We start from the raw sequence: 26,831 nt of genomic DNA on the forward strand, positions 1-26,831 counted from the left end.
TATTTATGACGTCGGGTCATTTTGCGCCGAGGCGTCGGCGGATGCAACCCGTGCGGCCAAACGTTCGGTGAACCCGGTAGAAGCCAGTTCATAGGCCAGTTTGATGGCGGCGGAAACGCCGGTCGCGTCCGCCGAGCCGTGCGATTTGACCACAGTGCCCTTGAGACCAAGGAACACGCCGCCGTTCACCCGGCGCGGGTCGATTCGCTTTTGCAGGCGTTTCAGGGAGGTGAGCGCCAAAAGGGCGGCGATGCGCGACAGCGGCGTGGCTTTGAAGGCCTCTTTCAAGAAATCACCCACGAGTTTCGCGGTGCCTTCGCCGGTTTTCAACGCGATATTGCCGGTGAACCCATCGGTCACGATCACATCGACCCGGTCGCCGGGGATGTCGCCGCCTTCCACGAAGCCTTTGAAATCATAGCCGCCGATGTCGGCCGCATTGGCGATCAGATCATTGGCGTCTTTGAGTTCCGCGCGCCCTTTGTGCTCCTCGGTCCCGACGTTCAAAAGTCCGACACGCGGCACATCGAGGCCAAGCCCGTTGCGCGCATATGAGGCCCCCATCATCGCGTACTGCAACAGATCGCGGGCATCGGCGCGGATGTCCGCGCCTACGTCCAACATGACGTTGAACCCTTGATCGTTGCGTGAGGGCCAGAGGCAGGCGATGGCGGGCCGGTTGATGCCGTCGAGCTTGCGCAGGCGGATCATCGAGGTCGCCATCAAAGCACCGGTGTTGCCACAGGACACACAGGCCTGAGCCGCGCCGTCTTTCACCGCATCGATGGCGGAGCGCATCGAGGTGTCGGTGCGGCGCATCGCCTGGCTTGGCTTCTCGTCCATCGTGACGACGCCCGGCACATCGCGAATCTCGACACGATCGCGCAGAACGCGGCGCTTACGCACAAGCTTTTCAAGCTCGCTGGCAGGGCCGTGGACGATGAAGTTGACGTCAGGATTCTTGGACGCAGAACGCGCAATACCGGCGACAATGGTCGCCGGTCCACGATCTCCGCCCATAGCGTCGACCGAAAGCGTCACTTTCACGCCTGAGCGTGCCCCAAGTCGGCCTTTGCGTTGGGCCTCGGTCTCCGCAGGAGCGGCAGACAGCGGATCAACGGAAGGCTGAGAAGAGGTCATGCGTCAGACGTCAAACAGTGTTGCGCTTATGCTGCGTCTTCGTCGAGATCGATCTCGTCGGCCTGAGCAACGACTTCACGGTCGTCGTAGTGGCCGCAGGCGCCGCACACGTGGTGGGGGCGCTTCAGTTCGCCGCAGTTCGGGCATTCAGCCGGGTTGCCAGCGACCAGAGAGTCGTGGGCGCGGCGCATGTTCCGCTTGGAGCGGGTAACTTTATTCTGAGGGACAGCCATGTCTCAACCTCGGTATCTAAAGGGCAGAAGACCGAGACGGACTTGTGCCACAGGTGGGCGGGGCAGGTGCCCCCATTCATCTCCGGACCTCTTGCCCGGCAAAACTTTGGCGCTTCATAGGCCTTCGTGGGCAGCGTGTAAACCATGGTTTGTGCCACGGTCCCGAAACTGCCGATCCTGTCTGCATCAGGCGCGAAAACATGCATGGAAGCGAGGCCGGGAACATACTCGGATTTCGCTATCTTGCAAGTCTTTTGTTTGCGCCTGTGTTTTCAGAGGCTTACCCTCTGATTTTCCGTCTTTTCAGGCCCGTTTCTACAGGTGTCACAGGCTTATTCGCCATCTTTCCCGAGTTTGTCGCGCAGCGCCTTCAGGCTGGCAAAGGGTTTGGCGTCGTCGTCCGTCATCGCGTCTTTGCCAGATTCGGTGAATTGGGTGACGGCCAGCTCGGCGCCTTCGACGCGCGGATAGTCCGGCGCGGAGAGCGCAAGCGCCTCTTCGGCGACGGCGGATAGATTGAGAGAGACGGGCAGGGGCTCTGTCGTCTCGTCCTCAGGCATCTCGACCTCTTCCTCGGGCGTGTGCTCTTCCTTGAGTTCGGCCAGATAGGTGCGGGTCACTTCGGTGTCGATCCGGGTCGTCACCGGCGCCAATGTGGCCACGCAGGGCTGCACCACCGTAGCACCCAATGTGCCCTCCAGCCGCCAGTCGCGCTTGCCGACGGGCACCATTTTGCCCTCGAAGCTCACTTTCTTGATGGAAGAGAGGCCGAGCGTGGCCGCCATTTCCTCCAGATCTTCGGAAGTGGGTTTGAGCCGGAACGGATGGGCATGGGCGTCGGAGAGATCGCGCAAGCGCAATTCCACCCCCCAGCTGGTCAAACCGTCATGTCCCATAGTCGATGTCTCCTTGAACGTCGGGCGCTGTTTCTATAAGCGGATAAGAGGCGTACGCGCACAAGGCAAGAGGGGGCACATGGCCGACCGCATTTTCCCGCAAAAAACCGTATCTTCGGGACTTGGAGTCCTGATGAAAGCTCTGCTTGGGCTGGTGCTCGTTGTGTCTTTGACGGCCTGCGTCGCGCAGTTCCGCAATCACGGCTACGTGCCGTCCGACGATCAGCTGGCGCAGATCAACGTGGGCGTAGATACCAAAGAGACGCTGGCCGAAGAGATCGGCACGCCGGGCACCGAGGGCATTCTAGATGGCTCCGCCTGGTATTACGTGCGCTCGCAGTTCCGTCACCTGGGCGCGCTCGAGCCGAAGGAAGTGGACCGTCAGGTTGTGGCGATTTCCTTCGATGCGCGCGGCCGGGTCAGCAATGTCGAGCGCTTTGGCTTGGAACAGGGCCGTGTTGTCGTGCTGTCGCGTCGTGTGACGGATGGCGGCGTGCAGGGCATCACCTTCCTTCAGCAGCTCTTTGGCAACTTGGGCAATGTCTCCGCCGAGCAATTGCTGCAATAAGATTGATCTTTGATCGAGATGACAAAAGCCGCCCTTGGTTTGTTTTGGGGCGGCTTTTTTTTCGTATGTGGATGAAGACGCGTCCGCTTATCCGTCGACCGCGCCGTCGTCCGGCTGAAAGCGGATCGAGACGCCGTTGATGCAATAGCGCATGCCTGTAGTCTCGCGCGGTCCATCCGGGAAAACATGCCCCAGATGCGCACCGCAGTCATCGCAATGCACCTCGGTGCGGACCATGCCGTGCGAAGTGTCGCGGGTTTCGGCCACCGGTGCACCGTCTTTGGTGGCATCGAACGAGGGCCAGCCGCAATGCGATTCGAATTTATTGTCCTGTTTGAACAATTCGGCGCCACAACAGGCGCAGGTGAAGACGCCCGGTGTTTTCGGAAAACCCGGATGGGAAAACGGACGTTCGGTGCCCGCCTGACGGGTGACGCGGTAGGTTTCCGGGTCCAGCTCGGCGCGCCATTCGGCGTCGGTTTTCTCGATTTTGGCCATGGCAGAGTTCCTTTTTGTTCTGTGCCAAACATAGGCGGGGAATGGCTTAGGGCAAGACGTCAAAAAATCGTCATCTCTTGTAGCCATGGTGGGGCGACCCCATAGTCTATTTAGGACAAGCGGAAGGATCCGGGCGATGTTCAAGCTTCTGAAAGGCCGTTACACGGTGCGTTTTGCCGAAAGCCGAAGCGATATCGAGGCGGCGCAGCGGTTGCGGTATCTGGCGTTCGTCGCCGGCACGGGGGCGATGGCCCGCGAAGACGGGCTTGAGGCCGATGATTTCGATGCGCTTTGCCGTCATGTCTTGATCGAAGAGCGCAAGAGCGGGCGACTGGTCTGCACCTATCGGTTCCTCGATCTCGAAGGCGGCGCGCAGATCGCGCAAAGCTATGCGGCGCAGTTCTACGGGCTTGACGGATTGGCGGATTACGAAGGCCGTATGCTGGAGATGGGGCGGTTTTGCATTCATCCCGAGGCGCGCGACCCGGACATCTTACGCGTCGCCTGGGGGGCCATGACACGCTATGTGGACGAGCAGGGGGTTGATCTGTTGTTCGGCTGTTCGTCGTTTCACGGCACGGAGTGGAAAGAGCACGCGGACGCCTTGGCGATGCTCAAACACCGTCACCTCGGGCCGAAACGCTTTCTGCCCAAGGTGAAGGCGCCGAATGTCTTCAAATTCGCCGCGCGTTTGCGCCGCAAACCCGATGCGCGCCGTGCGATGCTCAAAATGCCGCCGTTGCTCAAGACCTATCTGATGATGGGCGGTTGGGTGTCGGATCACGCGGTGGTGGACCCTGATTTGAACACGATGCATGTGTTCACTGGTGTCGAGATCAAATCCATTCCGCCCGCGCGCAAGAAATTGCTGCGCGCGGTGGCTGGGTAAGGCTCAGCGCTTATCCAGCGCGAGGCGTAGCCCCAGCGCAATAAAGATTGCACCCACGGAGCGTTCCATCCAAAGCGCCAGCCGTTTGCTGCGTCTGAGGGTCTGACCCAGACGATCCGCCATTAAAATGAGCGGCGGCTCAATGAAGGCGGCGATGCAGATGATCAGGATGCCATGTAAAAACAGCTGCGCCGAGATCGGCCCCGCGCCCTCGACCACGAATTGCGGCAGAAAGGCCAAGAAAAACAGCGCCACTTTCGGGTTCAGGATGTTGGTCAGCATGCCTTGGCGAAAGATCGTCGTGACCGGGTAGCTGGGGCCGGATTCGGGCCGGTCGGGTAGGAAACTCGCGCTTTTCGCGCGCAGAGCAGACACCCCGAGCCACAAAAGATACGCCGCACCAACCCATTTGACGATGGAAAAGGCTGTGGCCGAGGTCATCAGAATGGCCGACAGCCCAAGGGCCGCCATCAACACATGCACCATGGCGCCGGTCCAAATGCCGAACATGGCGATAAAGCCCGCGCGGCGTCCGCCGCGAAAGGTCTGGCCTAGGATAAAGGCAAAATCCGGCCCCGGTGCGAGGTTCAACACGAGGGCTGCGGAGAAGAAGGTGGTCCAGTGGAGGAGGGTATAATCGAACATGCGGGAACGTTAGCCACGGGACAGGAAAAGCCCAAATCAGCTTTTGTGTCAGCCTGTGTCACAGCAGTTGATATTGACCTTTCCCGCGCTTCACAGTAGCGCAGGCGGCATGGCACGCGCACCCGTTTTACAGCTCTCCGACATTTCCCTCACCTTTGGGGGCGATCCCGTATTTGATGGTCTGAACCTCGTGGTCCAAGAGGGCGACCGCGTCGCTCTTGTCGGCCGCAATGGCTCCGGAAAATCCACGCTGATGAAGGTCATGGCCGGTCTCGTCGAGGCCGACCGGGGCGCTCGCGTGTTGGGGCCGGGGATCACGGTCGGCTATATGGAGCAGGACCCGGATCTGTCGGGCTTTGCGACCTTGGGCGAGTTTGCCGCCTCCGCGCTGGACCCGTCGGAATCCTATAAGGTCGATATGGTCGCCGAGGGGCTTAAATTTAACCCCGAAACACCGATCGAGACCGCTTCGGGCGGCGAGCGGCGCCGGGCGGCTTTGGCGAAACTTCTGGCCGAGGGGCCGGGGTTGATGCTTTTGGACGAGCCGACCAACCACTTGGACATCGAGGCCATCGCCTGGCTCGAAGAAGAGCTGCGCACGACGAAAACCGCCTATGTGCTGATCTCCCACGACCGGGCGTTCCTCAATCACCTTACCCGCGCGACGCTTTGGATCGACCGCGGGCAGGTGCGGCGTCAGGAGGAAGGATTCGAAGCCTTCGAGACCTGGCGTGACAAGGTCTGGGAAGACGAGGACATGCAGCGCCACAAGTTGGATCGCAAGATCAAGGCCGAGGCGCGGTGGGCGGTCGAGGGCATCTCTGCCCGGCGCAAACGCAATCAGGGACGGGTGCGCGCGCTTCAGGACCTGCGCGCCGAACGTGCAGGCCAAATCCGGCGGCAGGGCACGGCGGCGATGGAGTTGGAAGTCGCCGAGAAATCCGGCAAGCGCGTGGTCGAGGCCGAACACATTTCGAAGAGGTTCGAGGACAAGATCATCGTCCGTGATCTCTCGATCAAAGTGGCGCGCGGCGACCGGATCGCTTTTGTCGGCCCGAACGGGGCGGGCAAGACCACGCTTTTGAAAATGCTCACCGGCGAGATGGAGCCCGACAGCGGCACCGTCAAACTGGGCACTAAGCTGGAAATGGCGGTCTTCGATCAGACCCGCTCGAATCTGCGCGATGACCTGACGCTTTGGGAGGCGATGACCTCTGACAAGGACATGCGGGTCTCCGGAAAAGCCGATCAAGTCATGGTGCGCGGCACGCCGAAACATGTGGTCGGCTATCTCAAGGAATTTCTCTTCACCGATGCGCAGGCCCGCGCGCCCGTGGCGTCCCTGTCGGGCGGTGAAAAGGCGCGGCTGTTGCTGGCGAAGATCATGGCGAAACCGTCGAATCTTTTGGTGCTCGACGAACCGACCAACGATCTCGACATCGAGACCTTGGACCTTTTGCAGGAATTGCTGACGGATTTCGAAGGCACCGTGCTTTTGGTCTCTCACGACCGTGATTTCATCGACCGTGTGGCGACACAAACGGTGGCGATGGAAGGCGATGGCGAGGCGGTCGTCTATGCGGGCGGCTGGTCGGATTACAGGGCGCAGCGCGGCGAGAAACCTGCCGTATCGGCTGCGAAAACAGCCCCGAAACCGGTCGAGAAAGCGGCGGCACCTGCGGCACCTCAGGCCAAGCCTGCGGCGAAATCCAAGCTGTCTTTTACGGAAAAGCACCGCCTTGAAGCGTTGCCTGCAGAGATGGAGCGGCTGGAGGCGGAGATCGCCAAATTGGGCGAGCTTTTGTCCGATCCGGAGCTGTTCACCCGCGAGCCTGTGAAGTTCCAAAAGGCCACGGATATGTTGACAGAACGTCAGTCTGCACTTGAGGCCGCAGAAGAAGAATGGCTTACGCTCGAAGAGAAAAATTCCGACGCGTGAGCCGATAGATCTTTTTGGAATAAGCTGCTTTTTGCCGGTTTGCCCATGGCAATAAGCGGCATTTTTCCGATTATTGGTACCTCACGGTTTCCTCACGCTGGCGTGACCGCAGCCCCTCTGTTTTCTCGGAACAACTTCGCTATTTCTTCGGTTGAGATGCTGATCAAGGCATCACCTCACGAACGAGGCAGAAAAGGAGAAAAACATGAAACGTATCGCAACCCCCGTCCTGGTCCTGAGCGCCATGGCCCTCACCGCACCGGCTTTCGCGGGCGGCTATTCCGAGCCGGTCATCGAACAGCCGACCATCGCTCCCGCACCCGTCATGCCGGTGTCCGGCTCCGATTGGACCGGTGGGTACGCCGGTGCTACGCTTGGCTACGGCTGGGGCGATGACGCGCTTGATGACGCGGATGACATGACCTACGGCGTCTTCGGCGGCTACAACTACGACTTCGGTCAGTTCGTGCTCGGCGGTGAATTGGAATATCTCGGTTCCGAGATTGAAAACGACACCGCGAACCTCGATGACATGACCCGCCTGAAACTGCGCGCCGGTTACGACGCCGGTCCGGCCCTGATCTACGGTGTGGTCGGTGCGGCCTATGCCAATGCTGACATTGCGGGGTCTTCCTACAGCGACACGGGCTACACCTACGGTGTCGGTGTGGACTATGCTGTGACCGATAGCATCAACGTCGGCGCCGAGGTGCTGCAGAACGAATTCGACGAATTCGACAACAGCGGCACGGACCTCTCGGCCACAACTGTGGGTGCCCGCGTGTCCTTCAAATTCTGATCTAGCTTAATTTGAGCTTGCAGAGTTCAGGCGGTTCGTTCCCCCCACATTAGAACCGCCACGGCCCCTCGCAGAAATGCGGGGGGCTTTTTTGTTTCGTGGGTTCGGGATGTCATTGCCAAGCGGGATGCGATGGCTACACTGGCGCGCAACTGACAAAGGGTATCACCATGGCGCTGGAAGACGCAAAAACTCAGATCGATCTGGCCTTTACCGGCAACGGGCGGGGCCTCGCCTTTGAGAACGCCTTTGGCGGGGCGCTCTCGGCCTTTCGCCGTCGCTATACAAAGGATCTAAGCGGCGTCGATCTGGCGATCACCGGCGTGCCGTTTGACCAAGCTGTGACCAATCGCCCCGGCACCCGTCTTGGACCGCGCGCCATTCGTGAAGCGTCCGCTTTGCAGGCGTTTGATGCGCCGTATGGCTGGGGCTATGTGCCGTTTGATGAGTTCAATGTGGTGGATTACGGCGATCTCGCCTTTGACTATGCCATGGTTTCCGAATTTCCCGATCGGCTCACCGATCACATCCGCACAATTCTGGCCGCTGGCGCCGGAAGCCTCGTGATGGGTGGCGATCACTATATCAGCTACCCGATCCTGAAAGCGCATGCGGAGAAATTCGGGCCCCTGAGCCTTATTCATTTCGACGCGCATTCCGACACTTGGCAAGACGACGATCTGACCCGGATCGACCACGGCACCATGTTTTACAAGGCGGTGAAAACCGGCCTAATCGATCCGAAAGCCTCGGTCCAGATCGGCATTCGCACCGACAATCCGGACACGATGGGCGTCAACATCATTGATGCGCGCACCGTGCATGAACGGGGTGCTGCTTGGGTGGCCTCTGAGGTGAAAAAGATCGTGGGCGAGCGCAACTGCTATCTGACCTTCGACATCGACTGTCTCGACCCGGCCTTCGCCCCAGGCACTGGCACGCCGGTCTGGGGCGGGCTGGCCTCTTGGCAGGCTGCGGCGATCTTGCGCGATCTGGCGGGGGTGAACCTCACCGGCGGTGATATCGTCGAGGTTTCTCCGCCCTATGACACCACCGGGGCCACGGCCATCGCAGGTGCGCATGTGCTGATGGAGATCATCAGCCTCTATGGTTGGACACGCCGGAAAGACGTATGAGAATGGTATTCTGGGGGATCATCATCGCATTTGTTGCGTTGCAGGCGCTGATCCGGCTTTTGCCGACCGATCCTGCACGCTGGCATGTCGATCCCTTCGCCGCCGCCGATCCTGCGCCGGGCGGCGTCAAACGTGTGCTCACCGTGCCGATGGAGCCGGACGAGGCGCTCACCCGTTTGGCCGCGATTGCCGAAACCGAACCGCGCACGCGTCATGTTGCCGGATCGGTCGAAGAGGGGCGTCTGACCTATCGCACCCGCACCGCCTTTTGGGGCTTTCCTGATTTCACCACCATCGCCGCACACCCGCATGACAGCGGCGCCGAGGTGGTGATCCTCGCCCGACTGCGCTTTGGCACATCCGATATGGGCGTCAACGGACGGCGTGCGGAGGCGTGGATCGAGGCCGCAGGGTTTTAGCGATGTCTCTTGACGCTGACACAGATCGCGGGCAACAGATCACGCCATGATACCAGAAGATCGCCTATACCAAATCCTCCAGCGTTTTGAATTCCTTGAGGCCTCCATGTCTCAGGGCTCCGGCGATATTGTCGCCTTGGGCCGTGAATATGCCGAGTTGCGCCCCGTGGTAGATCAAATTCGCGGCTACCAGAGCCTGCGTGCCCAGATTTCTGAGGCCGAGGAGATGCTTGCGGACCCTGAGATGAAGGCCTTGGCCGAAGAGGAACTGCCCGGTCTCAAAACTGCGCTGCCAGAAGCCGAAGAGGCGCTTCAGATTGCGCTTTTGCCGAAAGATGCCGCCGACACCGGCTCCGCCATCATCGAGATTCGCCCCGGCACGGGCGGCGACGAGGCGGGTTTGTTCGCGGGTGATCTTTTGCGCATGTATCAACGCTATAGTGAGGCTAAGGGCTGGCAATTCGAGATCATCGAACTGTCCGAGGGCGAGTTGGGCGGTGTCAAAGAGGTCGTTGCCAATATCAAGGGCGAGGGCGTCTTTGCCCGGATGAAGTTTGAGTCCGGCGTGCACCGGGTGCAGCGTGTGCCGGAGACGGAAAGCGGCGGACGCATTCACACCTCTGCCGCCACCGTTGCCGTGCTGCCCGAGGCGCAGGACGTGGACATAGAGATCAACGCCAACGACATCCGCATCGACACGATGCGCAGCTCTGGCGCGGGCGGCCAGCACGTCAACACCACGGATTCGGCGGTGCGGATCACCCACATCCCGACGGGAATCGTTGTGACCTCGTCGGAGAAGTCCCAGCACCGCAACCGCGAGATTGCGATGAATGTGCTCAAAGCCCGGCTTTACGACGCGGAACGGCAAAAATTGCATGACGCGCGTTCGGCGGACCGCAAATCGCAGGTCGGATCGGGTGATCGCTCGGAACGCATTCGCACCTATAATTTCCCGCAAGGCCGCATGACAGATCACCGCATCAACCTGACGCTCTACAAGCTCGATCAGGTGATGCAGGGCGATCTCGATGAGGTGATCGACGCTCTGATTTCCGACCATCAATCGGCGCTTTTGGCGGAGATGGAAGGGTGACGGTTCAAGCTACCTTGATTGCTGGCACCAAGCGCCTCACGGAGGCGGGGGTCGACGGCGCGCCCCGCGACGCGCGGCTGTTGATGGCACATGTGTTGGGCATGGAGCCGGGGCGGCTGACGCTCGTGATGCCGGATGAGATTTCAGTGGATCACAAAGTGGCGTTTGAAGCGGCGATTGAACGCCGTCTGACCCGTGAACCGGTCTCGCACATTTTGGGCTATCGCGACTTTTACGGGCGGCGGTTTCAGGTCTCTTCCGATGTGCTCGATCCGCGGCCCGAGACGGAAATCCTGATCTCTGAAGCGCTCTCCAAACCCTTCACGTCAGTTCTCGATCTTGGCACAGGATCGGGCGCTATCCTTTTGACATTGCTGGCGGAACAGGTTTTGGCCAAGGGGCTTGCGACGGATCTCTCTGAGGCTGCTTTGACGGTGGCGCAGACCAATGCGGAGGCACTTGGCCTCGGCAAGCGCGCAAGGTTTCAACAGGCGGATTGGTGGGCTGGCGTCGAAGGCCAGTTCGATTTGATCGTCTCCAATCCGCCCTATATCGCCGCCGACGAAATGGCGGGGCTGTCGCCTGAGTTGGCGCATGAGCCACGCATGGCGCTGACCGATGAGGCGGATGGGCTCATGTGTTACCGTGAGATTGCCGCAGGTGTGCGGGCGCATCTGGCGCCGCGTGGGCGGATCATGGTGGAGATCGGCCCGACACAGGGTGCGGCCGTATCCGATCTGTTTTTGGCTCAGGGCCTCAAGGCCGTGCGGGTTATCGCTGATCTCGATGGGCGCGACCGTGTGGTCGTGGCACAGGCGCCGAACCCGCATCCGCGCAACGTGGGAAAATAACGCATCCGGCTCAGCCGCAATAAGGGATTTGCTTATCCTTTTGTGCAAGACGTCCTGTTAGCGATACCCTTGATGATGCATCGCTGGGATCGGCAGAATTCCGGGAAAAACCGTTCAATTTGGCGCAAGCCATGTGCAAAAACCTCTTGTAATGCGCCGATGTACATGGTTACTGGGGACAGCGTATGGCGGAGGACACTCCCCAACGCGGTTACCCTGCACAGCTTTGACGTTGAGGGCTCTCATTTCGGGGAGCGCCGTGCACAACAAGAGCATGGACACAAGAACAGAAAAGCCAGCTTTAGGACAAGCCGGTCCAAGAATCCGGCAACAGGCTCGACTTTACCGAGATATAGGCTCGAAAGAACAACATATGAGATCTTCTAAAAACCGTTCGCGGTCCAAGAACAACCGCAACCGTTCCGTTGGCAATATCGTCAACCGTGTCTTCGACAGCTCCGGCCCCGAAGGCAAGGTGCGCGGTACGCCACAGCAGATCATCGAGAAATACAACCAGCTGGCCCGCGATGCGCAGCTTGGCAACGACCGGGTGGCCGCTGAGAACTTCCAACAGCACGCGGAGCACTACCTTCGCCTTCTGGGTCAGGCCCAGAAAGAGCAGGAAGCGCAGCGCGAGCAGCAGGAGCGTGAACAAAACGAGCGTCGTGAACGCCAAGAGGCAGAACGTGCCGAGCGTCAGCGCAAACGTGAGGAACATCAGGCCGCTGGCGAAGGCGAGCAACCCGATCTGGTGTTCGTAGACAGCAAGCCGGACGATGGCGGCACGGGTCTGGTTGAGACACCGGAGGAAGCCCCGAAAGAGGCGGCTGAAGCACCGAAACCCAAGAAACCGCGTGCTCCGCGCAAACCGCGCAAGACCAAGGCCGAAAAGGATGCGGAAGCTGCAGCGAAGGCTGCGGAAGAGGCCTCCACCGAGGCGCCGCAACCGGCCCCGGAGACCGCGCCGGACGCAGCCGAGTAAGGCACAGACCGAATTCCTGAAACCCTCGCCGTCGGCGGGGGTTTTTCTTTTGCGCAAGGGGCTTAGGTGTCGTTGTCTATATCCGCGTCGATCAATGTGTCGATGACGGCAGACATCAGTTCCGCGCGATTTTTGGTGCCGGATTTGCGGTAGATCGCGTTGAGATGCGCTTTGATTGTGCCTTCTTTATTGCCGCGCAGCTCGGCGATCTCGGTGATCGACAGGCCTTTGACGAGAAAACCCGCCACATCGCGTTCCGCAGGCGACAGCGCCCAGCTGTCGAAATGCGCCTCAATCACCTCGAACACGGCGCGGGAGGCTTCTTTGAGACTGACTTCGAGGCGGGCTTTGCGGGTGATGAGATTGCGCAAAATCCGAATTTCGAGAAAGATCGCCCCCACCAAAGTGGCGGCGGCGATGGCTTCGATCGACAGGTGCAGGGGCGGTTTGCCGCCCACTTCCGTCAGATCAGTGATGACATCGCTGACGAAAAACAGCGCGCAAAAGGCTTGGGCTACGATCAGAATGAGCATCGCCGCGGGTGGCGTTTGTCGCGCGGGTGTGGCCATCTTGTTCCCCTAGGGCAGTATCCTGAAACTCTCGGTCAGCTCAGCGCGGTGCACGATATGGACCTTATTGCCCGAGGGATCGCGCAGATAGGCGCCGTAGTAATCCGGCGCATATTGCGGTCTGAGACCCGGCGCGCCCTCATCACGTCCGCCCTGCGCTAAACCTGCGGCATGGGCGGTGTCGACGGCGGCGCGGGTGGGGGCCACGAACGCTAGCATTGCGCCATTGCCGGCATGGGCTTTGGCTCCATCGAATGGGTTATAGACATAAAATCGCGGAAAGGGTGCTTCGGGCCTGACCCAGCACCGCGCCTCCGGACCACCATCGGGGTCCACCTCGCGCTGTTTCAGACCCAATGGGAGCAATACGGCGTCGTAAAAGGCGGCGGCAAGGTCGAGATCATCGGCGCCGACGGTGACATGGGAAAACATGGCTTATCCTTTCGCGACTTCGCGCGCCACTTCTCTGGCGAGCGCGCACCACCCTTCGATCGGCACCTGTTCCGCACGGTCCGTGGGTTTGATCCCTGCCGCGACCAGTCGATCTTCGATCTCTGGAGAGACGCCCTTGAGCGAGGCGCGGAGCATCTTGCGGCGTTGATTGAAACCGGCGGCGACGATGCGCTCCAGCACTTTGGGATCGGCCTCAAAGCGCGGCGCGGGCAGGGCCTCGAAATGCACCACTGCGGAGTGGATTTTCGGCGGCGGGCTAAAAGCTTCGGGCGGCAGTTCCATGACAATCCGGGGCCGCGTGCGCCATTGGCTGAGGATTGCGAGACGGCCGTATTTTTTTGACCCGGGCTCTGCGACGATGCGCTCGGCCACCTCTTTCTGGAACATCAGCGTCAGAGAAGCCCAATAGGGCGGCCACGTGGGCGGCGTGAGCCAGCGCACCAAAAGCTCCGTGCCGACATTGTAGGGCAGGTTGGCGACCACGCGCACTGGGGGCGTCAGGCGCTCCAGCGGGTCGATTTCCAGCGCGTCGGCGTTGATCACCTCAAGCCGTCCGGGATAGGCGGCGGAGATTTCCGACAATGGCCCCATCGCACGGCTGTCTTTTTCGACGGCCAGAACCTTGCGCGCGCCCTCGGCAAGAAGGCCACGGGTCAGGCCGCCGGGGCCGGGGCCAACCTCCAGGACGTCGGATTGGGTCAGGTCACCGGCCTGGCGGGCAATTTTCGACGTCAGGTTCAGGTCGAGAAGAAAATTCTGTCCGAGAGATTTCTTTGCGACGAGACCATGGGTTTCGATCACCTCTCTGAGCGGCGGAAGTCCGTCAACGGTGGCCATCAGCGCACTCCTTTCTGGGCCATCTCAGCGGCCATTTTAAGCGCCGCGATCAGGCTTGTCGGGTCTGCAAGGCCCTTGCCCGCGATGTCAAACGCCGTGCCGTGATCGGGCGAGGTGCGGATGAAGGGCAGGCCCAAGGTGACATTAACACCGCCGGAAAAATTGATCGTCTTGATCGGGATGAGCGCCTGGTCGTGATAGGCACAGAGCGCGACGTCATAGCCTGCGCGCGCGCGGGCGTGGAACATCGTGTCGGGCGGCATTGGGCCTTTGAGATCAAAGCCTTCTGCGCTCAAACGCTCGATCAGCGGGATCATCCAGTCAAGCTCTTCCTGCCCCATCGCGCCGCCTTCGCCCGCATGGGGATTGAGCCCGGCAAGCGCGATGCGTGGGCGTTCCAGCCCCCAGAAACGGCTCAGATCGGCGGCGGTGATGCGAATGGTCTCTTCGAGCAACGCGGGCGTGAAAGCGGCGGGCACGTCCTTCAGCGCGATGTGGATCGTCACGGGCACGACGCGCAACTCCGGACAGGCGAGCATCATCACCACACGCTCCACGCCGCCCAGATCGGCGAGATATTCGGTGTGGCCGGGAAAGGCAAAACCGGCGCCGTCTTTCAGGACTTTTTTGTTGATCGGTGCGGTGCAGAGCGCGGAGGCGGCCCCCGATTGCACCAGAGACACGCCGCGCGCGATCACATCAATCACGCCCTGCGCGTTGCTCAGATCCGGGTGTCCGGGCGTGGCGGAGGCGGCGAACTCATGGCGCAGCACGGGCAGGGTGCCTGAGGCGACATGATGCGCCTCGTGGGCCGCGGAGATTTCCGTGTAGTGAGTGCCATCTGGCAAGTGGCGCGGATCGCCGATCCAGAAAAACGGCACGGAGCCGTCGAGAACTTTCGCGGCGGCGACGGCCAGTTCGGGCCCGACGCCCGCCGGTTCGCCGCAACTGAGTGCGATGGGGGCAAAAGCAGCCGGGCTCATATCTCTTCTTTCATAGTTTGCCCGTCATGGGCGTCAGATCAGGGGTAGACGATGGTCGCATCGGCCCGCATTTCGGCGACAAAGCTGTCTGCGAGGGCGCCAAGACGTTGGGTTTGCAACTGGTTGCGGATCTGTTCGCGGTCGTCTTCGCCCGTTGTGCCATAGCTGCGGCTGCACATCATCAGGAAGACGAGCGTTTGACCATCGGCGCGGGTCAAAGCGGTGGACACCTCGCCGGGATCAAGTTTGGCAAGCTCAATCGCCACGTCATTCGGAATGTCGCCTGCAGGCAGCGTGTCGATCTGAAGCACCTCTGCGGGCTCATTTTTCGCGACGGTGTAGAGGTCTTCGCAGCTGTCGACGCTGGCTTTGACGGTTGCAGCACGTTTCAGGGCTGCCTCGGAGCGACCGCCTGCGATGTAGTAGGCGGCATATTTGATCGCGTCGGCCTTGGGCGTGGGCGCCGTGGTTTCGGCCACGGAGCGCAGCTGGAACATACCGATGGCGTTCTCGGTCGACAGAGGCGAGGTGACCTCGCCGGGTTTGAGACCCGCGACCGTGCCTCGCAGCGCGGGCGGCAGATCGCCGATGTTCACCCAATCCATACGCCCGGCTTTCTCGCGCGACGGCGCCACGGAATATTCGCTGGCGGCGGCGGCGAAGGCGCCAATGGTCGGACGCGAAGCGATTTGTTTGGCGAGCGCTTCGGATTGCGCGCGTTCCTCGGGCGTGCGCGCCGGAAGGAAAATCTCGGACAACAGAACTCGCAAGCCGCCCGACGGGCCGTTGTTTTGCAGGGCGCGATCGACCTCAACCTCGGAGACCAGCGCCTTGGAGGCAAAGCGCGCGCGGGCATATTCGCGCCACAATAGGCCGATGCCGACGAAATCGCGTACCGTCTGGGCGCTGACGCCCTCGCGAGCCATGAGGTTCAGGAATTGTTCCGGTCTGAGGTTGCCGCGGCTGGCAAACTCCTGAATGCCTTGAGCGATTTGCTCGTCTGTCAGCTCAAGCCCGACGCGTTCCATTTCATTCTGTTTCAAACGGTCTTCGATCAGCGCATCAAGAGCCGCCTGACGGGTCGGGACGCTGCCGAGGACCGACATGAATTGAATGCGCTGGTTCAGCTCATAATTGGTCACGACCTTGTCGTTGACATAAGCGACGGGCGCGAAAAGGTTTTGCGCGGTGGCGGGCGCGAGACCTGCGGACAAGCTCAAGGCCGCGGCACAAACCGTCCCAAGGGTGGCTTTCTTAAGCCCGGCGATCAGATCAGCCCCGAATTTGCGTGTCATGCCAACTCCCATATTCCACCTTCACAACCATCCCTGTTTGCGCAACGCGCCCAGGGTGTTTCGCTTCTTTCTTAAGAGGTTTCTTGGCGCGGGCCAAGCGGATTGCCAAGCGCCAAGGCCACCCAGCGGTCAAATCTAGGCAAAAGATTGCGATTGCCGCCGCGTCGACCGTGCGGATGGTCCATCAAAACGCGCATGATCCGGCCTGTTCCTGATCGGCCCCGAAGGCGCCAAAGCCCAGCGTAAAGGACACGCTTGTCGTCGGATCGAGGTCGTCCGTGTCCCAATTGCGCCGAGACAGCCCCAGATTGAAGCGCGTGCATTCGTTCTGAAACTGAAGTCCAACGCCGACGCGCGTCTCCGAATCTTCCGTGAAATCATAGAGGTATTGCGCAGTTGCTGACCAATTCCGGGCGATTTTCACGGCCCCCTCAAAGCCGAATTCATTGAGGTTCGTGTCGCGCTCTTCCAAGGCGTCCGCCGTCACATAGGCGTAGCTTGTACCGATGCTGTAGCGCGGGCGCATGTAATCGAGGCGGGTTTCCCATTTCGTCACATCGACATCCTCATCGAAAAGCGCCCGAGAGGTAAAGGACAGGCCTGTGTCGAATTGCATGTTCGCGGCCAAAAGCCAGTCGGATTGACGCGTGGAGAGGCCGGAGCTTTCTGAATAGGCCGTGGTATCTTCTAGATAGAGCACGCGGCCCAGCGTCAGACCATATTGCGAATGTTGGCCGAAATGCGCGAAATGCACCCCGGCAGCGGCGGTCAGGCCGGTCTCGCGTCGATCCGCGCCCGGAAAGCGCGCAAGTGTCAGAAGATTGCCTTCGTCGAATTCCACAAAACGCGAATCCGTATTTGGCACATCGCCGCCTGAGGTGTCTGACCAACCCAGTTGCAGCATGGGCTCCAAAAGCTGCGATGCGCCCGACGCGGTGCGGCGCAACAAAGGCCAACTCAGCCGGGTTTCCGCTTCGCCCGTAAGGCGGATCACTTTGTTCTCATATGCGGAATATTGTTGTTGGACATAGGCGTCCGCCATCAGCGCCGCTGTGCTGTCAAGTTTCAGGCCGGGGCCAAAAACTGCGCCGCCACGCCACCGGGTTTCGGCGCCGAGACGGATCACATCATAGCCGTCAATGTCATCCTCGGAATCGCGGTAGGAGGTCGAGGCGGAGAGCCCGAAGCTCAGCCGTCCCGGCAATTGCGGCACTGTGACGAGGCGCTCATAGCTGAATTCGCCCAAAAGGAACGGCAGCTGATCTTCGATCACCACATCCGAAGCGCGCAGGCTGCGCGAATAGGCCAATTGGGCGTCCAGCGCCTCATTGGCGCGGTAGCGTGTCAGCGTGACTTTCGAGGTCAGGTAATCGCCATCGTCGATGCCGTAATCGGCCAGATAGGCGATATCCGAGGCGGCGCGCAGATCGACGCCGAAATTGAGGCCGCGCCCGATATTCCATTGCCCCTGCGCAAAGAGATAGGCGCGCAAGCCGTCGCGGGTGTCATCCGAACTGATCGCGCCGTTTAGCTCAAGATCGCCGTTGGTGAAGGCCTGACGATAGCGCAGGTTCAGAGTTGTCGTCTTGGTCGCGATATAGGGCGACACGGTCAGATCCCGGTGATCGCCCAGCGTGATGAAATAGGGCACGACGATGCCAGTGCCCAAGGTAGAGTCGGTGCGAATCTCCGGGACGAGAAAGCCGTTGGCGCGCTTGAGCGTCGGGTCCGGAACGCGCAGCCGCGGCAGCCAGAGCACCGGCACATCCATGATCCGAAAATGCGCGTTGGTGAAATAGAGTTGGCGTGCCTCGCTGTCGTGCACGATCTCTTGCGCACGAATTTCCCACAGCGGCACCGGACGGTTGATGCAGACTTCGCAGGTCGAGGCCACGGATTTCTGCAATCTGAGGTAGCGTCCGTCGATCACATCGAGCCGGGCGGCGGCCAGTTGCATCTGGCGGTCGATCACCATGCGTGCAGAGGTCAGGATGCCGTTTCTAAGCTCGGTATCAAGCTCGGCGGCGGAGGCGAGGATGACCGCGTCCGTGTCGCTTTGTGTCAGGCGGATCGGACCGTCGATGCTAAGCGCGCCGGTGGTCTGGTTATAGGTGATGCGGCTGGCGGTGAGGCGTCGGGTGCCTTGCAGCACCTCGACGTCGCCGGTGGCAATCAAAAGTTCACCGTCGAAAGTGACGCCATTGGCCAGAAGTGCCGTCGGCGAATTGGTTGCCGTCGTGCTGTCTTGGGCCCCCGCTGACTGAGGCAGGGTCGCTTGCGACAGCGCAGCGGCGAGAAGCACATGACAGGCCCCCCGTGACACGCCAGAAAGCAGGCGAGAGACAGGTCGGCGCAAAGGGCGGCGCATCAAGGACAGAAAAGACGAGGCGGCGGCGGTCATATCTCTATCCATCTTCCAGATGCAGCAGAAGTGCAAGAGTGGCGAAGATCACCGCCATAGGTGGCGCCCAGGCCGCGAGAGAAATCGGTAGCAATCCATTCTGTCCCATGACGATGGCGAAGGAGCGCAGAAAATAAAAGCTAAAGGCCAAAAGCATGGCTGTGACGACCCGTGAGGAGGTGTTGCCGAGCCGCGTGTGCCGCATGGTGAACCCGGCGGCGATCAAGGCCATGGCAATGAAAGAAAACGGCAGCGCCAATTCACTTTGCAGCCACATGCGATAGGAGCGGGCGGAGAATCCTGCGACCTCAAGCTTGTCGATGTAGCTTCCAAGCTCCCAGAACGGCACAGCTTCGGGCGCGCCGAAGCGATCACGGATTTCATTCGGGGTCAAAGAGGTGGGGAGCGTCAGATCGTCATGAACAGTCGCGGCCACTTCAGGGTTGGCGGCGCCCAATAGTGGCCAGCGCTTGGCCTGTTTCAAATGCCATTGCCCGTCTTCGATCTCGGCGCTTTGGGCTTCGATCCGGTAGAGCGGGGTGCTGTCTGGCGCAAAGCCAACAAAGCTCACATCCTGAAGCTGTGAGCCGTCGAGGTTGGAGCGGCTCGCGCGGAACACCATCTGGCCGTTGGCTGTGCCCTCGCGCAGCCATAGCCCTTCGTCGGAGACCGAAAAGACCTGCGCTTCTCCTTGGCTCAAAAGGGTGATCCGGCGCTCATAGCTGCGTTCAGAGGTGGCGGCGATCGGGTTGAACACGGTGACGCTGAGGACGCCGAACAAAAAGGCCACGGTCATCGGCGGCACCAGGGAGCGCAGCGCCGAGCGGCCCGCGGCACGGGCCACGACCAGTTCCGAGGATCGGGCAAGCCCCAAGAACAGCACCAGTGTGGCGATCATCACGATGATCGGCAGAATGTCATACAGGGTCCGTGGCACCCGAAGCAGCGCCATTTGCAGAACCGCCGCACCTCCGATGCCGAGATCGGACAGATCGCGCAACTGATCGAGGCTTTCGACCATCAAGATCAGCCCCCCGAAAAGCGCCAAAACAATGAGCAGCGCGCGCAGGAACCGACGACCGAAATAGAGATCAAGCTTCATCGTGGCTCCCCCCGTGTTTCGCCGGGCGCATCCGACTTCGATGGCCGCAGGCGCGGATGGGCGGCTTTCCACATCAGGGCGAGGGCCATGAACACGGCTATTATCGACGCCAGATAGCGCAGCGGCCAAAGCCGGGGGTCGTCGTCAATCGCACCGCCAAATCCGTTGTCAAGGCTTTTCACGATGACCAAAAGCAAGATCGCCAAAAGGATTTGCTTCCAAAGGCCAAAACGCGAAAACCCTCCAATGAGAAGTGCACCGAAGCCCACGAGACAGATGACGAGGCCTTGCACCGCCTTGTTGGTGCGCTGCGCGACCTCTGCCACCACCTCAAGACGCGTGGCGTCCAATTCGGTCAAAAGGGCCGCGTCCGCACTTAGCAAATTCACGCTGTCGGTCGAGCGCATCGTGTGTTTTCGGCTCGTGTTGGTGTTCAAAAGCCCGGCGAGACTGTAGGCGAAACTGTCGAAGCGGGTGACGGAAAGGCGGTTGTCCTCAAGATCGAAGACCTGCGACATGCCGTCGAACAGCAACAGCATCGGTCCCGCATCATCTTTGACGATCAATGCTTTGCGGGCCATGAAGCCTTGGCGTTCGCCCTCGGTGCGGGTGTTCGAGATATAGACATCCTCAAGCTCGCCCGCAGCTGTGATGTTGCGTACATAAAAGGTCACGCCTTTGACGGGGTGCACAAAGGAGCCCTCGGTCAAAAGCCGTGCAGTCACGTCGCTGGTGATTTCGGCGCGGCGCAGGTCCAGCTCGCGTTGCGACATAGGCACGAGGATATGCGCCAGAATCGCGATCATCACGCCGACGATGGCGCCAAAGATCAAAACGGACCGCGCCAACCGATAGGGCGAATAGCCCGCCGCCTGAACCACGACCAGTTCAGATTCAGAGGACAGGCGGTTGGTGACGTAAACCGTGGCGGCAAAGGCCGCGATCGGTAGAAGATTGACGAGGATGGTCGGCAGAGACAGGAGCGTGAGCTGCACAAAGGTCGAGGCCGATTGCCCGTCGCCCATCAGCCAGTCCAAAAGGCCCACCGCCTTGTTGACCCAGAACACCAAAGCCAGCACGAGCGAGAAGAACCCGAACAGCATCAGCAATTGCTGAAGCATGTATTTATCGAATCTTCCCAAACCCGTGTTCCCGTGACCGCACTTTAACTTGGGCCGGACTTTATCGTCACAGCGCGCGGGGAGAAAGGTCCAATCTCGCCCGCGAAACCATCTGGCGCAAACCTCCGCTGGAAAACCCGTGGGGGAAAACTCGCACTGGTCAGTCGGGGCTTCGCCCGCTACCTATAACGGAACTGAAAACAAACAGGATCTCCCATGACCGCGCTTGCCCAATTTTCCGTTGCCGCCCTCGATCTCGATGCCATCGCCACCGCCGCAGGGCGCGTGGTCGTGATTGTCACGCCCGATGGCAAACTGGGCCAGCCCGCGCGGCGGATCAACCGGGTGACCAAGGGCGCTCTGGCGCGTTTCTTGGAAAGCGATGGTTTCGAGGCGCTGAAAGAGGGCGAGGCTAAGGATCTGGCCTATCCGACCGGAATGGAAGCCGACGCCGTTCAGGTTGTGAAGCTCTCCAATCAGGCCTCCACCGCCCTGTGCCGCAAGGCGGGTGCGGCGATTGGCGCGGCTTTGGGCAAGGCAGATGCTCTGGTGCTGCCCGGAAGCCTCAAACGCGTCGAAGAACTGTCTTTGGGGATTGCACTGAAACATTACAGTTTCACTGATCATAAGACTCTGGACGAAGAGGTCACCGTGCCTGCCGTGACGCTCGCTGTGACGAAACCCGAGAGCGTTGATCTCTCGACCGTCACGGCTCTGGCCGAAGGCGTGTTCTTCACCCGCGATCTGGTAGCTGAGCCTGCGAACGTCTTGACCACCACGGAATTCGCCAAACGTCTCGTCGAGCTTGAAAGCCTCGGCCTCAAGGTCGAGGTGTTCGAAGAGGATCGTCTCGCCGAGCTGGGCATGAACCTCTTGCTCTCCGTCGGCCAAGGCTCTGTGACGCCGACGAAAATGGTGGTGATGAGCTGGTCTGAGGGCGGCGATGAGGCGCCGATTGCGCTTGTCGGCAAGGGCGTCGTCTTTGACACCGGCGGTATTTCTTTGAAACCCGGCGCGGGCATGGAAGACATGACCATGGACATGGGCGGCGCGGGCACCGTCTCGGGCGTGATGAAATCGCTCGCACTGCGCAATGCGCCGGTGAATGTTGTAGGGCTTGTGGGTCTCGTCGAGAACATGCCCGACGGTCAGGCCACGCGCCCCGGCGATGTGGTGAAATCCATGAAGGGCGATACCGTCGAGATCATCAACACCGATGCCGAAGGCCGCCTCGTTCTGGCCGATGTGCTTTGGTATGCGCAGGAAACATTTGCGCCCCGCGCGATGGTGAACCTTGCGACGCTCACCGGCGCTTGCGTGGTGGCTTTGGGCCATGAAAACGCCGGTGTCTTCTCCAACGACGACGCCTTCTGCAATGGCTTCCTGAAAGCCGCAGAGACTGAGGGCGAGGGCGCTTGGCGTCTCCCGTTGGGCGCCGGTTACGATGCGCTGATCAAATCCGATGTGGCCGATATGAAAAACGTCGGGCCGCGTTGGGGCGGAGCGATCACGGCGGCGCAATTCCTCAAGCGCTTCGTCAAAGACGATGTGCCGTGGATGCACCTCGACATTGCGGGCGTGGCCTCGGTCTCGTCGCCCACCACCTTGGCGCCCAAAGGTGCGACCGGTTGGGGTGTTCTGGCGCTCAACCGGATGATTGACGAAATGAATGCCGAGATGAAGAAGGAGGGCTAAGCCCCTATGGGTGCGGTCTATTTCTACCACCTGACCCGCGCGCCTCTGGCGGAGACGCTGGCCACGCTTGCAGAAAAATCTTTGCAAGCGGGCTGGCGCGTGGAGGTGCGCGGGCGCTCGGATCAGATGCTCCGCGCGCTGGATCAGGCGCTCTGGCTGCGCGAGGGGTTTTTGCCGCACGGGCTCTCAGGCGGGCCGCATGACGCGGATCAGCCGATTCTGTTTACCTCAGGCGCAGGAGGCAACGCGGCCTCCTGTGTCATGAGCGTCGGCGGCGCGGAGCTGAGCGCCGAAGAAATCGCATCTCTCGACCGCGCTTGCATCCTGTTCGACGGGGATGACCCGGACGCGGTGCAACATGCCCGCGTGCAATGGAAAACCCTCACCGCCGCCGGGGCTGAGGCGCAATATTGGTCCGAGGAAAGTGGTCGCTGGGAAAAGAAGGCAGAGAGCAAGAAGGGGTAACCGCTTCTTTTGTCTTTAAATATCCCGGGGTGAATTGGCGGAGCCAAGAGGGGCAGCGCCCCTAACCCTTACCGCGTCAAAATCAGCTTGCCCTGCTGAATTTCGATCCGCTCATAGCGCCGCAGGTAATCCATTCCCAAAAGCGATCCAAACAGTTCCCCATCCGTGACATAGGCGCGTACACCTTCGTCCGTGATGCCCTCAAGGCCAAGCGTGTCGATCCGCACGGGGGCGGTGCGCACTGTGCCATTGGCGGTTTGGGCGCGGCCCGTGAAGGCCAGATTGTCTACGTCGATCCCGGCGCGTTCGGCGTCTTCCAGCGAGAGCACGACATTGGACGCGCCTGTGTCGACCAGAAATTCTACCGGTGCGCCGTTGACCTCGGCGATAACGGAAAAATGCCCGCTATGATCGCGGTCCACGGTGATCACGCCGGCGCCATTGCTGAACTGCGCTGGGGCAAGTCGCGGACGCACGTCTTGCCAGAGGCCGACCGCGGCCAAAGCGCCGATAAAGATCAGCGCCCAGAGCGCTGCATGACGCGCCATCTGGCCAAGATTGCGCCGATTGGCGACAACGTAATAAAAGCCGACGGCGCCTAAGAGCAGCGAGAGATAGAGAATGCGGGCGGTGTCCATTTGATCCATGCGCTATAGATAGGGACGCCTCTTTGATTTGTCAGTGGGACAAATCGCGCTCAGCATAACGTTCAAGTGACGAAAAACAGCACCTTAATACCGTCGGCCACGAATTGCACAGAGAGGGCGGCCAAAAGCATCCCCATCAGACGGGTGACGACATTGATCCCCGTCGCGCCCAACCCGCGCTCCATCACATTGGACAGCATGAAGAAAATCAACACCACGGCGAGAACCGCAATCAAGACGCCCAGCATCAACATGACGCCTGTCACGCCGTCGGCTTGGTCAATCAAAAGGATCATTGAGGTGATCGCGCCCGGACCGGCCAGCAGAGGCGTGGCGAGGGGGAAGACTGAGGGGTCTTCGACCGGTTGATGTTCCGGGTGTTCGGCATGTTCGCTGCGGCGTTTCGAGCGTTTCTCAAAGAGCATTTCAAGTGCTGTGAGGAACAGCAAAAGCCCACCCGCGATGCGGAAGGCGGGCATGGAAATTCCTACGAATTCAAGCACATGATCGCCGAACAATCCAAAGAGCGTGAGGATTACGAAAGCGATCAACACCGCGCGCAGGCCGACCGCACGGCGGTGTTTCGCGGAGGCACCTTGGGTCAGCGCCACGAACAAAGGCGCAAGCCCGATCGGGTCGATGATGACGAAAAGCGTCATGAATGCCGTGATCAGAACCTGCAACTCCATCGCTTAGCCTCCCGCTTGCTCCAGCTTTTCGAGCGCATCCATCCAGAGCGCCTCTGCGCGGTCCATAGCCTCCGACACCTCGCCGTATTTCTTTTGCCAGATGACGGCGGCCTCTTTGTCCTCGTAAAGCTCGGGATTGGCCAGTTTGACTTGTAGCTTCTTGCTCATGTCCGTCAGCTTGCCGACGCGTTCCTCACATTTGCGCACCTCGGCACGCAGGGCAAGGATCTCGTCGCGGCTGGCCTTTTTCGGCTTGGGCGCGGGCTTTTCTTTTTTCTCCGCCTTCGGCTTTTCGTCGCCTTGCAGCAAGAGCTTGCGATAGGCGTCGAGGTCCTCCTCGTAGGGGGCCACACGGCCATCTTTCACAAGCCACAGACGGTCGGCCACGAGGCTGAGAAGGTGCATGTCGTGCGACACCAAAACCACGGCGCCGGTGTAGGCGGTGAGCGCCTCGACCAAGGCCTCGCGGCTTTCGATGTCGAGGTGGTTGGTCGGTTCGTCGAGGATCAGAAGATGCGGCGCGTCGAGCGTGGCCAGCAAGAGTGAGAGCCGCGCTTTCTGACCACCGGACAGACGCCCGACCTCGGTGTCGGCCTGATCCGCGCCAAGGCCAAAGCCCGCCAGTTTCGCCCGCAGTTTCGGCGGGTGGAAATCGGGCAGGGCGCTTTGCAGGTGCTGAAGCGGTGTCTCATTAAGATGCAACTCGTCGACCTGGTGTTGGGCGAAAAAGCCGATCCGCAGCTTGTTGTGACGCGTGATCTGGCCGCCCATCGGGTCGAGACGGTTCGACAGCAATTTCGACAGCGTCGATTTGCCCTCGCCGTTGCGACCCAGCAAAGCGATGCGGTCGTCCTGGTCGATCCGAAGGTTCAGCCGCTGCAAAATCGCTTTGCCATCATAGCCGACGGACGTGCCTTCCATATTGATGATCGGCGGGGACAGTTCCTCGGGCTCGGGGAAGGAAAACACCACACGTGCCGCATCCTCAGGGGCGGTGATGGTCTCCATCTTTTCCAACATCTTGACGCGGGACTGCGCCTGTTTGGCTTTCGAGGCTTTCGCTTTGAAGCGATCCACAAAGCTCTGCAAATGCGCGCGTTGCAGCTCTTGTTTCTTGGCGGCGGCGGCCTGAACGGCGCGCTTTGCGGCGCGTGTGCGGGCGAAATCGTCATAGCCGCCCGAATAGAGCGTCAGTTTTTTGCTCTCCAGATGCAGGATCGCCCCGACAGCGCGATTGAGCAGCGCGCGGTCATGCGAAATCAACAGCACGGTGTGCGGGTATTTGGCGAGATAGGTCTCAAGCCAAAGCGCGCCTTCGAGGTCGAGATAGTTGGTCGGTTCGTCGAGCAAAAGGAAATCGGGCTGCGAGAACAGAACACCCGCAAGAGCCACACGCATCCGCCAGCCACCAGAGAAGGCGGAGCAGGGCATTTTTATTTCCTCTTCGGTGAACCCCAGACCTTTGAGGATCGACGAGGCGCGCCCCTCGGCGGACCAAGCGTCAATATCGGCCAAACGGGTCTGAATATCGGCAATCCGGTGCGGATCTGTGGCGGTCTCTGATTCCGCCATCAGGCTCGCGCGTTCCTTGTCCTCGGCCAGAACCGTGTCCAGCAAAGACACCTCGTTGCCCGGGACCTCTTGGGCCACGCCGCCGATGCGGGCGCGTTTCGGGATCTCGATAGAGCCGCCCTCTAGGACCAATTCGCCTTTGATGATGCGAAACAGCGTGGTTTTGCCCGCGCCGTTGCGCCCCACGATGCCGACCTTATGGCCGGTGGGAATGGTGACAGAGGCCTCTTCGATCAGAGTGCGGCCTTCGACGGAATAGGTGATGTTCTGGATCTTAAGCATGGAGGTGACTTGCCTGAGCTTTCGGTCAAGGTCAATCGCCGCTTTTCAAAGCGCGCGTCCCATGTTATCCGGCGCGCAATCTTTGGGCGGGGTGTTTGCCCTGTCCGTTCCATCTGACCCATCCAAGAGGTTCTCTCCCATGGCGATCCAGCGTACCTTCTCCATCATCAAACCCGACGCAACCAAGCGCAACCTGACCGGCAAAATCGTTGCCAAATTCGAAGAAGCCGGCCTGCGCGTCGTCGCTTCCAAGCGCATCCAGCTGACGCTGGCTCAGGCTCAGGAATTCTACGGCGTCCACAAAGACCGTCCGTTCTTTGGCGAACTGTGCGAATTCATGATCTCCGAGCCGATCGTTGTGCAGGTTCTCGAAGGTGAAGACGCCATCGCGAAAAACCGCGAAGTCATGGGCGCCACCAACCCGGCCGACGCTGCAGAAGGCACCATCCGCAAAGAGTTCGCGCTCTCCATCGGTGAAAACTCCGTGCACGGCTCCGACGCTCCGGAAACCGCAGCTGTCGAAATCGCTTACTTCTTCTCCGGTCTCGAACTGGTCGGCTAAGCTTTAGCCTTTGAAGAGAATAGGAAAGGCCGCCCTCGGGGCGGCCTTTTTGCATGAGCTATGCTGA

The 26,831-nt window shown here is 60.5% G+C and carries 29 protein-coding genes; 12 read left to right on the top strand and 17 right to left on the bottom strand.

Going from position 1 to position 26,831, the window contains the following annotated elements; translation table 11 throughout:
- Nucleotides 1–3 precede the first annotated feature (3 nt).
- The 3 genes from plsX to J5Y17_RS05035 form a co-directional block, all read right to left on the bottom strand.
- Nucleotides 4–1,140 carry a phosphate acyltransferase PlsX gene (gene plsX, locus J5Y17_RS05025; RefSeq protein ID WP_219784151.1) on the bottom strand — a complete coding sequence of 379 codons (1,137 nt, stop codon included), beginning with the start codon at nt 1,138–1,140 and terminating at the stop codon, nt 4–6.
- Between the two features lie 26 nt (nt 1,141–1,166).
- Entirely contained in the window at nt 1,167–1,373 is a 207-nt protein-coding gene (rpmF, locus tag J5Y17_RS05030; protein WP_219784152.1) for a 50S ribosomal protein L32, read from the bottom strand.
- A 332-nt stretch (nt 1,374–1,705) separates the two neighbouring features.
- Complete coding sequence (locus tag J5Y17_RS05035) at nt 1,706–2,269, bottom strand: DUF177 domain-containing protein (RefSeq protein WP_219784153.1); 564 nt, start codon at nt 2,267–2,269, stop codon at nt 1,706–1,708.
- A gap of 79 nt (nt 2,270–2,348) precedes the next feature.
- Between J5Y17_RS05035 and J5Y17_RS05040 the strand changes: the two genes are divergently transcribed.
- On the top strand, nt 2,349–2,837 hold the full coding sequence (locus tag J5Y17_RS05040; protein ID WP_370628864.1) for an outer membrane protein assembly factor BamE: 489 nt from the start codon (nt 2,349–2,351) through the stop codon (nt 2,835–2,837).
- A gap of 87 nt (nt 2,838–2,924) precedes the next feature.
- Here the strand turns inward: J5Y17_RS05040 and msrB are convergent, their stop codons facing one another.
- Nucleotides 2,925–3,335, bottom strand: a complete 411-nt coding sequence (gene msrB / locus J5Y17_RS05045; protein WP_219784154.1) for a peptide-methionine (R)-S-oxide reductase MsrB — start codon at nt 3,333–3,335, stop codon at nt 2,925–2,927.
- Nucleotides 3,336–3,471: 136 nt separating this feature from the next.
- Here msrB and J5Y17_RS05050 point away from each other — a divergent pair, with 136 nt between their 5' ends.
- Nucleotides 3,472–4,224 (top strand): GNAT family N-acetyltransferase, encoded by a 753-nt coding sequence (locus J5Y17_RS05050; protein ID WP_219784155.1) that lies wholly within the window; start codon nt 3,472–3,474, stop codon nt 4,222–4,224.
- A 3-nt stretch (nt 4,225–4,227) separates the two neighbouring features.
- Here J5Y17_RS05050 and J5Y17_RS05055 read toward each other — a convergent pair whose 3' ends face one another.
- Nucleotides 4,228–4,869, bottom strand: a complete 642-nt coding sequence (locus tag J5Y17_RS05055) for a LysE family translocator (RefSeq protein WP_219784156.1) — start codon at nt 4,867–4,869, stop codon at nt 4,228–4,230.
- A 109-nt stretch (nt 4,870–4,978) separates the two neighbouring features.
- Here J5Y17_RS05055 and J5Y17_RS05060 point away from each other — a divergent pair, with 109 nt between their 5' ends.
- The 7 genes from J5Y17_RS05060 to J5Y17_RS05090 all read left to right on the top strand — a co-directional run bounded on the left by J5Y17_RS05060 (nt 4,979) and on the right by J5Y17_RS05090 (nt 12,091).
- Nucleotides 4,979–6,808: an ABC-F family ATP-binding cassette domain-containing protein gene (locus J5Y17_RS05060; protein WP_219784157.1), complete on the top strand. Its 1,830-nt coding sequence runs from the start codon at nt 4,979–4,981 to the stop codon at nt 6,806–6,808.
- A gap of 205 nt (nt 6,809–7,013) precedes the next feature.
- Entirely contained in the window at nt 7,014–7,607 is a 594-nt protein-coding gene (locus J5Y17_RS05065) for an outer membrane protein (RefSeq protein ID WP_255571886.1), read from the top strand.
- Nucleotides 7,608–7,777: 170 nt separating this feature from the next.
- Nucleotides 7,778–8,743 (top strand): agmatinase, encoded by a 966-nt coding sequence (gene speB / locus J5Y17_RS05070; RefSeq protein ID WP_219784158.1) that lies wholly within the window; start codon nt 7,778–7,780, stop codon nt 8,741–8,743.
- 2 nt (nt 8,744–8,745) lie between these two features.
- A complete protein-coding gene (locus tag J5Y17_RS05075; protein WP_255571887.1) occupies nt 8,746–9,162 on the top strand; it encodes a DUF1499 domain-containing protein in 417 nt (138 codons plus the stop codon).
- Nucleotides 9,163–9,208: 46 nt separating this feature from the next.
- Nucleotides 9,209–10,258, top strand: a complete 1,050-nt coding sequence (prfA, locus tag J5Y17_RS05080) for a peptide chain release factor 1 (protein WP_219784160.1) — start codon at nt 9,209–9,211, stop codon at nt 10,256–10,258.
- On the top strand, nt 10,255–11,109 hold the full coding sequence (gene prmC / locus J5Y17_RS05085; protein WP_219784161.1) for a peptide chain release factor N(5)-glutamine methyltransferase: 855 nt from the start codon (nt 10,255–10,257) through the stop codon (nt 11,107–11,109). The genes prfA and prmC overlap by 4 nt, the downstream gene beginning before the upstream one ends.
- 373 nt (nt 11,110–11,482) lie before the next feature.
- Nucleotides 11,483–12,091, top strand: a complete 609-nt coding sequence (locus tag J5Y17_RS05090; RefSeq protein ID WP_219784162.1) for a DUF4167 domain-containing protein — start codon at nt 11,483–11,485, stop codon at nt 12,089–12,091.
- A gap of 62 nt (nt 12,092–12,153) precedes the next feature.
- On the opposite strand, the gene J5Y17_RS05095 is transcribed toward J5Y17_RS05090, so the two are convergent.
- The 9 genes from J5Y17_RS05095 to J5Y17_RS05130 all read right to left on the bottom strand — a co-directional run bounded on the left by J5Y17_RS05095 (nt 12,154) and on the right by J5Y17_RS05130 (nt 20,873).
- Entirely contained in the window at nt 12,154–12,660 is a 507-nt protein-coding gene (locus tag J5Y17_RS05095) for a helix-turn-helix transcriptional regulator (RefSeq protein ID WP_219784163.1), read from the bottom strand.
- A gap of 9 nt (nt 12,661–12,669) precedes the next feature.
- The gene (locus J5Y17_RS05100; protein WP_219784164.1) at nt 12,670–13,092 is read right to left on the bottom strand and encodes a VOC family protein; all 423 of its coding nucleotides are present in this window, start codon (nt 13,090–13,092) and stop codon (nt 12,670–12,672) included.
- 3 nt (nt 13,093–13,095) lie between these two features.
- The gene (rsmA, locus tag J5Y17_RS05105) at nt 13,096–13,950 is read right to left on the bottom strand and encodes a 16S rRNA (adenine(1518)-N(6)/adenine(1519)-N(6))-dimethyltransferase RsmA (RefSeq protein WP_219784165.1); all 855 of its coding nucleotides are present in this window, start codon (nt 13,948–13,950) and stop codon (nt 13,096–13,098) included.
- On the bottom strand, nt 13,950–14,933 hold the full coding sequence (pdxA, locus tag J5Y17_RS05110) for a 4-hydroxythreonine-4-phosphate dehydrogenase PdxA (RefSeq protein WP_219784166.1): 984 nt from the start codon (nt 14,931–14,933) through the stop codon (nt 13,950–13,952). Before pdxA ends, rsmA begins: the two co-directional genes overlap by 1 nt.
- A 38-nt stretch (nt 14,934–14,971) precedes the next feature.
- The gene (locus tag J5Y17_RS05115) at nt 14,972–16,228 is read right to left on the bottom strand and encodes a peptidylprolyl isomerase (protein ID WP_219784167.1); all 1,257 of its coding nucleotides are present in this window, start codon (nt 16,226–16,228) and stop codon (nt 14,972–14,974) included.
- Nucleotides 16,229–16,299: 71 nt separating this feature from the next.
- On the bottom strand, nt 16,300–16,425 hold the full coding sequence (locus J5Y17_RS19155; protein WP_255571888.1) for a hypothetical protein: 126 nt from the start codon (nt 16,423–16,425) through the stop codon (nt 16,300–16,302).
- The gene (locus tag J5Y17_RS05120; protein ID WP_219784168.1) at nt 16,413–18,629 is read right to left on the bottom strand and encodes an LPS-assembly protein LptD; all 2,217 of its coding nucleotides are present in this window, start codon (nt 18,627–18,629) and stop codon (nt 16,413–16,415) included. Before J5Y17_RS05120 ends, J5Y17_RS19155 begins: the two co-directional genes overlap by 13 nt.
- Nucleotides 18,630–18,633: 4 nt before the next feature.
- A complete protein-coding gene (gene lptG, locus J5Y17_RS05125) occupies nt 18,634–19,731 on the bottom strand; it encodes an LPS export ABC transporter permease LptG (RefSeq protein WP_219784169.1) in 1,098 nt (365 codons plus the stop codon).
- Nucleotides 19,728–20,873: an LptF/LptG family permease gene (locus tag J5Y17_RS05130; RefSeq protein ID WP_219784170.1), complete on the bottom strand. Its 1,146-nt coding sequence runs from the start codon at nt 20,871–20,873 to the stop codon at nt 19,728–19,730. The genes lptG and J5Y17_RS05130 overlap by 4 nt, the downstream gene beginning before the upstream one ends.
- A gap of 195 nt (nt 20,874–21,068) precedes the next feature.
- Between J5Y17_RS05130 and J5Y17_RS05135 the strand changes: the two genes are divergently transcribed.
- Both J5Y17_RS05135 and J5Y17_RS05140 read left to right on the top strand, forming a co-directional pair.
- On the top strand, nt 21,069–22,547 hold the full coding sequence (locus J5Y17_RS05135; RefSeq protein ID WP_219784171.1) for a leucyl aminopeptidase: 1,479 nt from the start codon (nt 21,069–21,071) through the stop codon (nt 22,545–22,547).
- A 6-nt stretch (nt 22,548–22,553) separates the two neighbouring features.
- The gene (locus J5Y17_RS05140) at nt 22,554–23,012 is read left to right on the top strand and encodes a DNA polymerase III subunit chi (RefSeq protein ID WP_219784172.1); all 459 of its coding nucleotides are present in this window, start codon (nt 22,554–22,556) and stop codon (nt 23,010–23,012) included.
- Between the two features lie 68 nt (nt 23,013–23,080).
- Here the strand turns inward: J5Y17_RS05140 and J5Y17_RS05145 are convergent, their stop codons facing one another.
- The 3 genes from J5Y17_RS05145 to J5Y17_RS05155 all read right to left on the bottom strand — a co-directional run bounded on the left by J5Y17_RS05145 (nt 23,081) and on the right by J5Y17_RS05155 (nt 26,202).
- Complete coding sequence (locus tag J5Y17_RS05145) at nt 23,081–23,650, bottom strand: TIGR02281 family clan AA aspartic protease (RefSeq protein WP_370628865.1); 570 nt, start codon at nt 23,648–23,650, stop codon at nt 23,081–23,083.
- A gap of 71 nt (nt 23,651–23,721) precedes the next feature.
- Nucleotides 23,722–24,348, bottom strand: coding sequence for a MarC family protein (locus J5Y17_RS05150; protein WP_219784174.1), 627 nt, complete (start codon nt 24,346–24,348; stop codon nt 23,722–23,724).
- A 3-nt stretch (nt 24,349–24,351) separates the two neighbouring features.
- Nucleotides 24,352–26,202, bottom strand: a complete 1,851-nt coding sequence (locus J5Y17_RS05155) for an ABC-F family ATP-binding cassette domain-containing protein (protein ID WP_219784175.1) — start codon at nt 26,200–26,202, stop codon at nt 24,352–24,354.
- Nucleotides 26,203–26,341: 139 nt separating this feature from the next.
- On the opposite strand from J5Y17_RS05155, the gene ndk reads away from it, so the two are divergent.
- Nucleotides 26,342–26,764 (top strand): nucleoside-diphosphate kinase, encoded by a 423-nt coding sequence (gene ndk / locus J5Y17_RS05160; RefSeq protein ID WP_219784176.1) that lies wholly within the window; start codon nt 26,342–26,344, stop codon nt 26,762–26,764.
- Nucleotides 26,765–26,831: the final 67 nt, after the last annotated feature.

It is taken from the genome of Celeribacter sp. PS-C1 (assembly GCF_019429625.1).
In the GTDB taxonomy this organism is placed as follows: domain Bacteria; phylum Pseudomonadota; class Alphaproteobacteria; order Rhodobacterales; family Rhodobacteraceae; genus Celeribacter.

Coding starts and splice junctions, on each gene's coding strand:
- plsX (WP_219784151.1), bottom strand. CDS start 1,140: ATGACCTCTTCTCAGCCTTCCGTTGATCCGCTGTCTGCCGCTCCTGCG.
- rpmF (WP_219784152.1), bottom strand. CDS start 1,373: ATGGCTGTCCCTCAGAATAAAGTTACCCGCTCCAAGCGGAACATGCGC.
- J5Y17_RS05035 (WP_219784153.1), bottom strand. CDS start 2,269: ATGGGACATGACGGTTTGACCAGCTGGGGGGTGGAATTGCGCTTGCGC.
- J5Y17_RS05040 (WP_370628864.1), top strand. CDS start 2,349: ATGGCCGACCGCATTTTCCCGCAAAAAACCGTATCTTCGGGACTTGGA.
- msrB (WP_219784154.1), bottom strand. CDS start 3,335: ATGGCCAAAATCGAGAAAACCGACGCCGAATGGCGCGCCGAGCTGGAC.
- J5Y17_RS05050 (WP_219784155.1), top strand. CDS start 3,472: ATGTTCAAGCTTCTGAAAGGCCGTTACACGGTGCGTTTTGCCGAAAGC.
- J5Y17_RS05055 (WP_219784156.1), bottom strand. CDS start 4,869: ATGTTCGATTATACCCTCCTCCACTGGACCACCTTCTTCTCCGCAGCC.
- J5Y17_RS05060 (WP_219784157.1), top strand. CDS start 4,979: ATGGCACGCGCACCCGTTTTACAGCTCTCCGACATTTCCCTCACCTTT.
- J5Y17_RS05065 (WP_255571886.1), top strand. CDS start 7,014: ATGAAACGTATCGCAACCCCCGTCCTGGTCCTGAGCGCCATGGCCCTC.
- speB (WP_219784158.1), top strand. CDS start 7,778: ATGGCGCTGGAAGACGCAAAAACTCAGATCGATCTGGCCTTTACCGGC.
- J5Y17_RS05075 (WP_255571887.1), top strand. CDS start 8,746: ATGGTATTCTGGGGGATCATCATCGCATTTGTTGCGTTGCAGGCGCTG.
- prfA (WP_219784160.1), top strand. CDS start 9,209: ATGATACCAGAAGATCGCCTATACCAAATCCTCCAGCGTTTTGAATTC.
- J5Y17_RS05090 (WP_219784162.1), top strand. CDS start 11,483: ATGAGATCTTCTAAAAACCGTTCGCGGTCCAAGAACAACCGCAACCGT.
- J5Y17_RS05095 (WP_219784163.1), bottom strand. CDS start 12,660: ATGGCCACACCCGCGCGACAAACGCCACCCGCGGCGATGCTCATTCTG.
- J5Y17_RS05100 (WP_219784164.1), bottom strand. CDS start 13,092: ATGTTTTCCCATGTCACCGTCGGCGCCGATGATCTCGACCTTGCCGCC.
- rsmA (WP_219784165.1), bottom strand. CDS start 13,950: ATGGCCACCGTTGACGGACTTCCGCCGCTCAGAGAGGTGATCGAAACC.
- pdxA (WP_219784166.1), bottom strand. CDS start 14,933: ATGAGCCCGGCTGCTTTTGCCCCCATCGCACTCAGTTGCGGCGAACCG.
- J5Y17_RS05115 (WP_219784167.1), bottom strand. CDS start 16,228: ATGACACGCAAATTCGGGGCTGATCTGATCGCCGGGCTTAAGAAAGCC.
- J5Y17_RS19155 (WP_255571888.1), bottom strand. CDS start 16,425: ATGCGCGTTTTGATGGACCATCCGCACGGTCGACGCGGCGGCAATCGC.
- J5Y17_RS05120 (WP_219784168.1), bottom strand. CDS start 18,629: ATGACCGCCGCCGCCTCGTCTTTTCTGTCCTTGATGCGCCGCCCTTTG.
- lptG (WP_219784169.1), bottom strand. CDS start 19,731: ATGAAGCTTGATCTCTATTTCGGTCGTCGGTTCCTGCGCGCGCTGCTC.
- J5Y17_RS05135 (WP_219784171.1), top strand. CDS start 21,069: ATGACCGCGCTTGCCCAATTTTCCGTTGCCGCCCTCGATCTCGATGCC.
- J5Y17_RS05140 (WP_219784172.1), top strand. CDS start 22,554: ATGGGTGCGGTCTATTTCTACCACCTGACCCGCGCGCCTCTGGCGGAG.
- J5Y17_RS05145 (WP_370628865.1), bottom strand. CDS start 23,650: ATGGACACCGCCCGCATTCTCTATCTCTCGCTGCTCTTAGGCGCCGTC.
- J5Y17_RS05150 (WP_219784174.1), bottom strand. CDS start 24,348: ATGGAGTTGCAGGTTCTGATCACGGCATTCATGACGCTTTTCGTCATC.
- J5Y17_RS05155 (WP_219784175.1), bottom strand. CDS start 26,202: ATGCTTAAGATCCAGAACATCACCTATTCCGTCGAAGGCCGCACTCTG.
- ndk (WP_219784176.1), top strand. CDS start 26,342: ATGGCGATCCAGCGTACCTTCTCCATCATCAAACCCGACGCAACCAAG.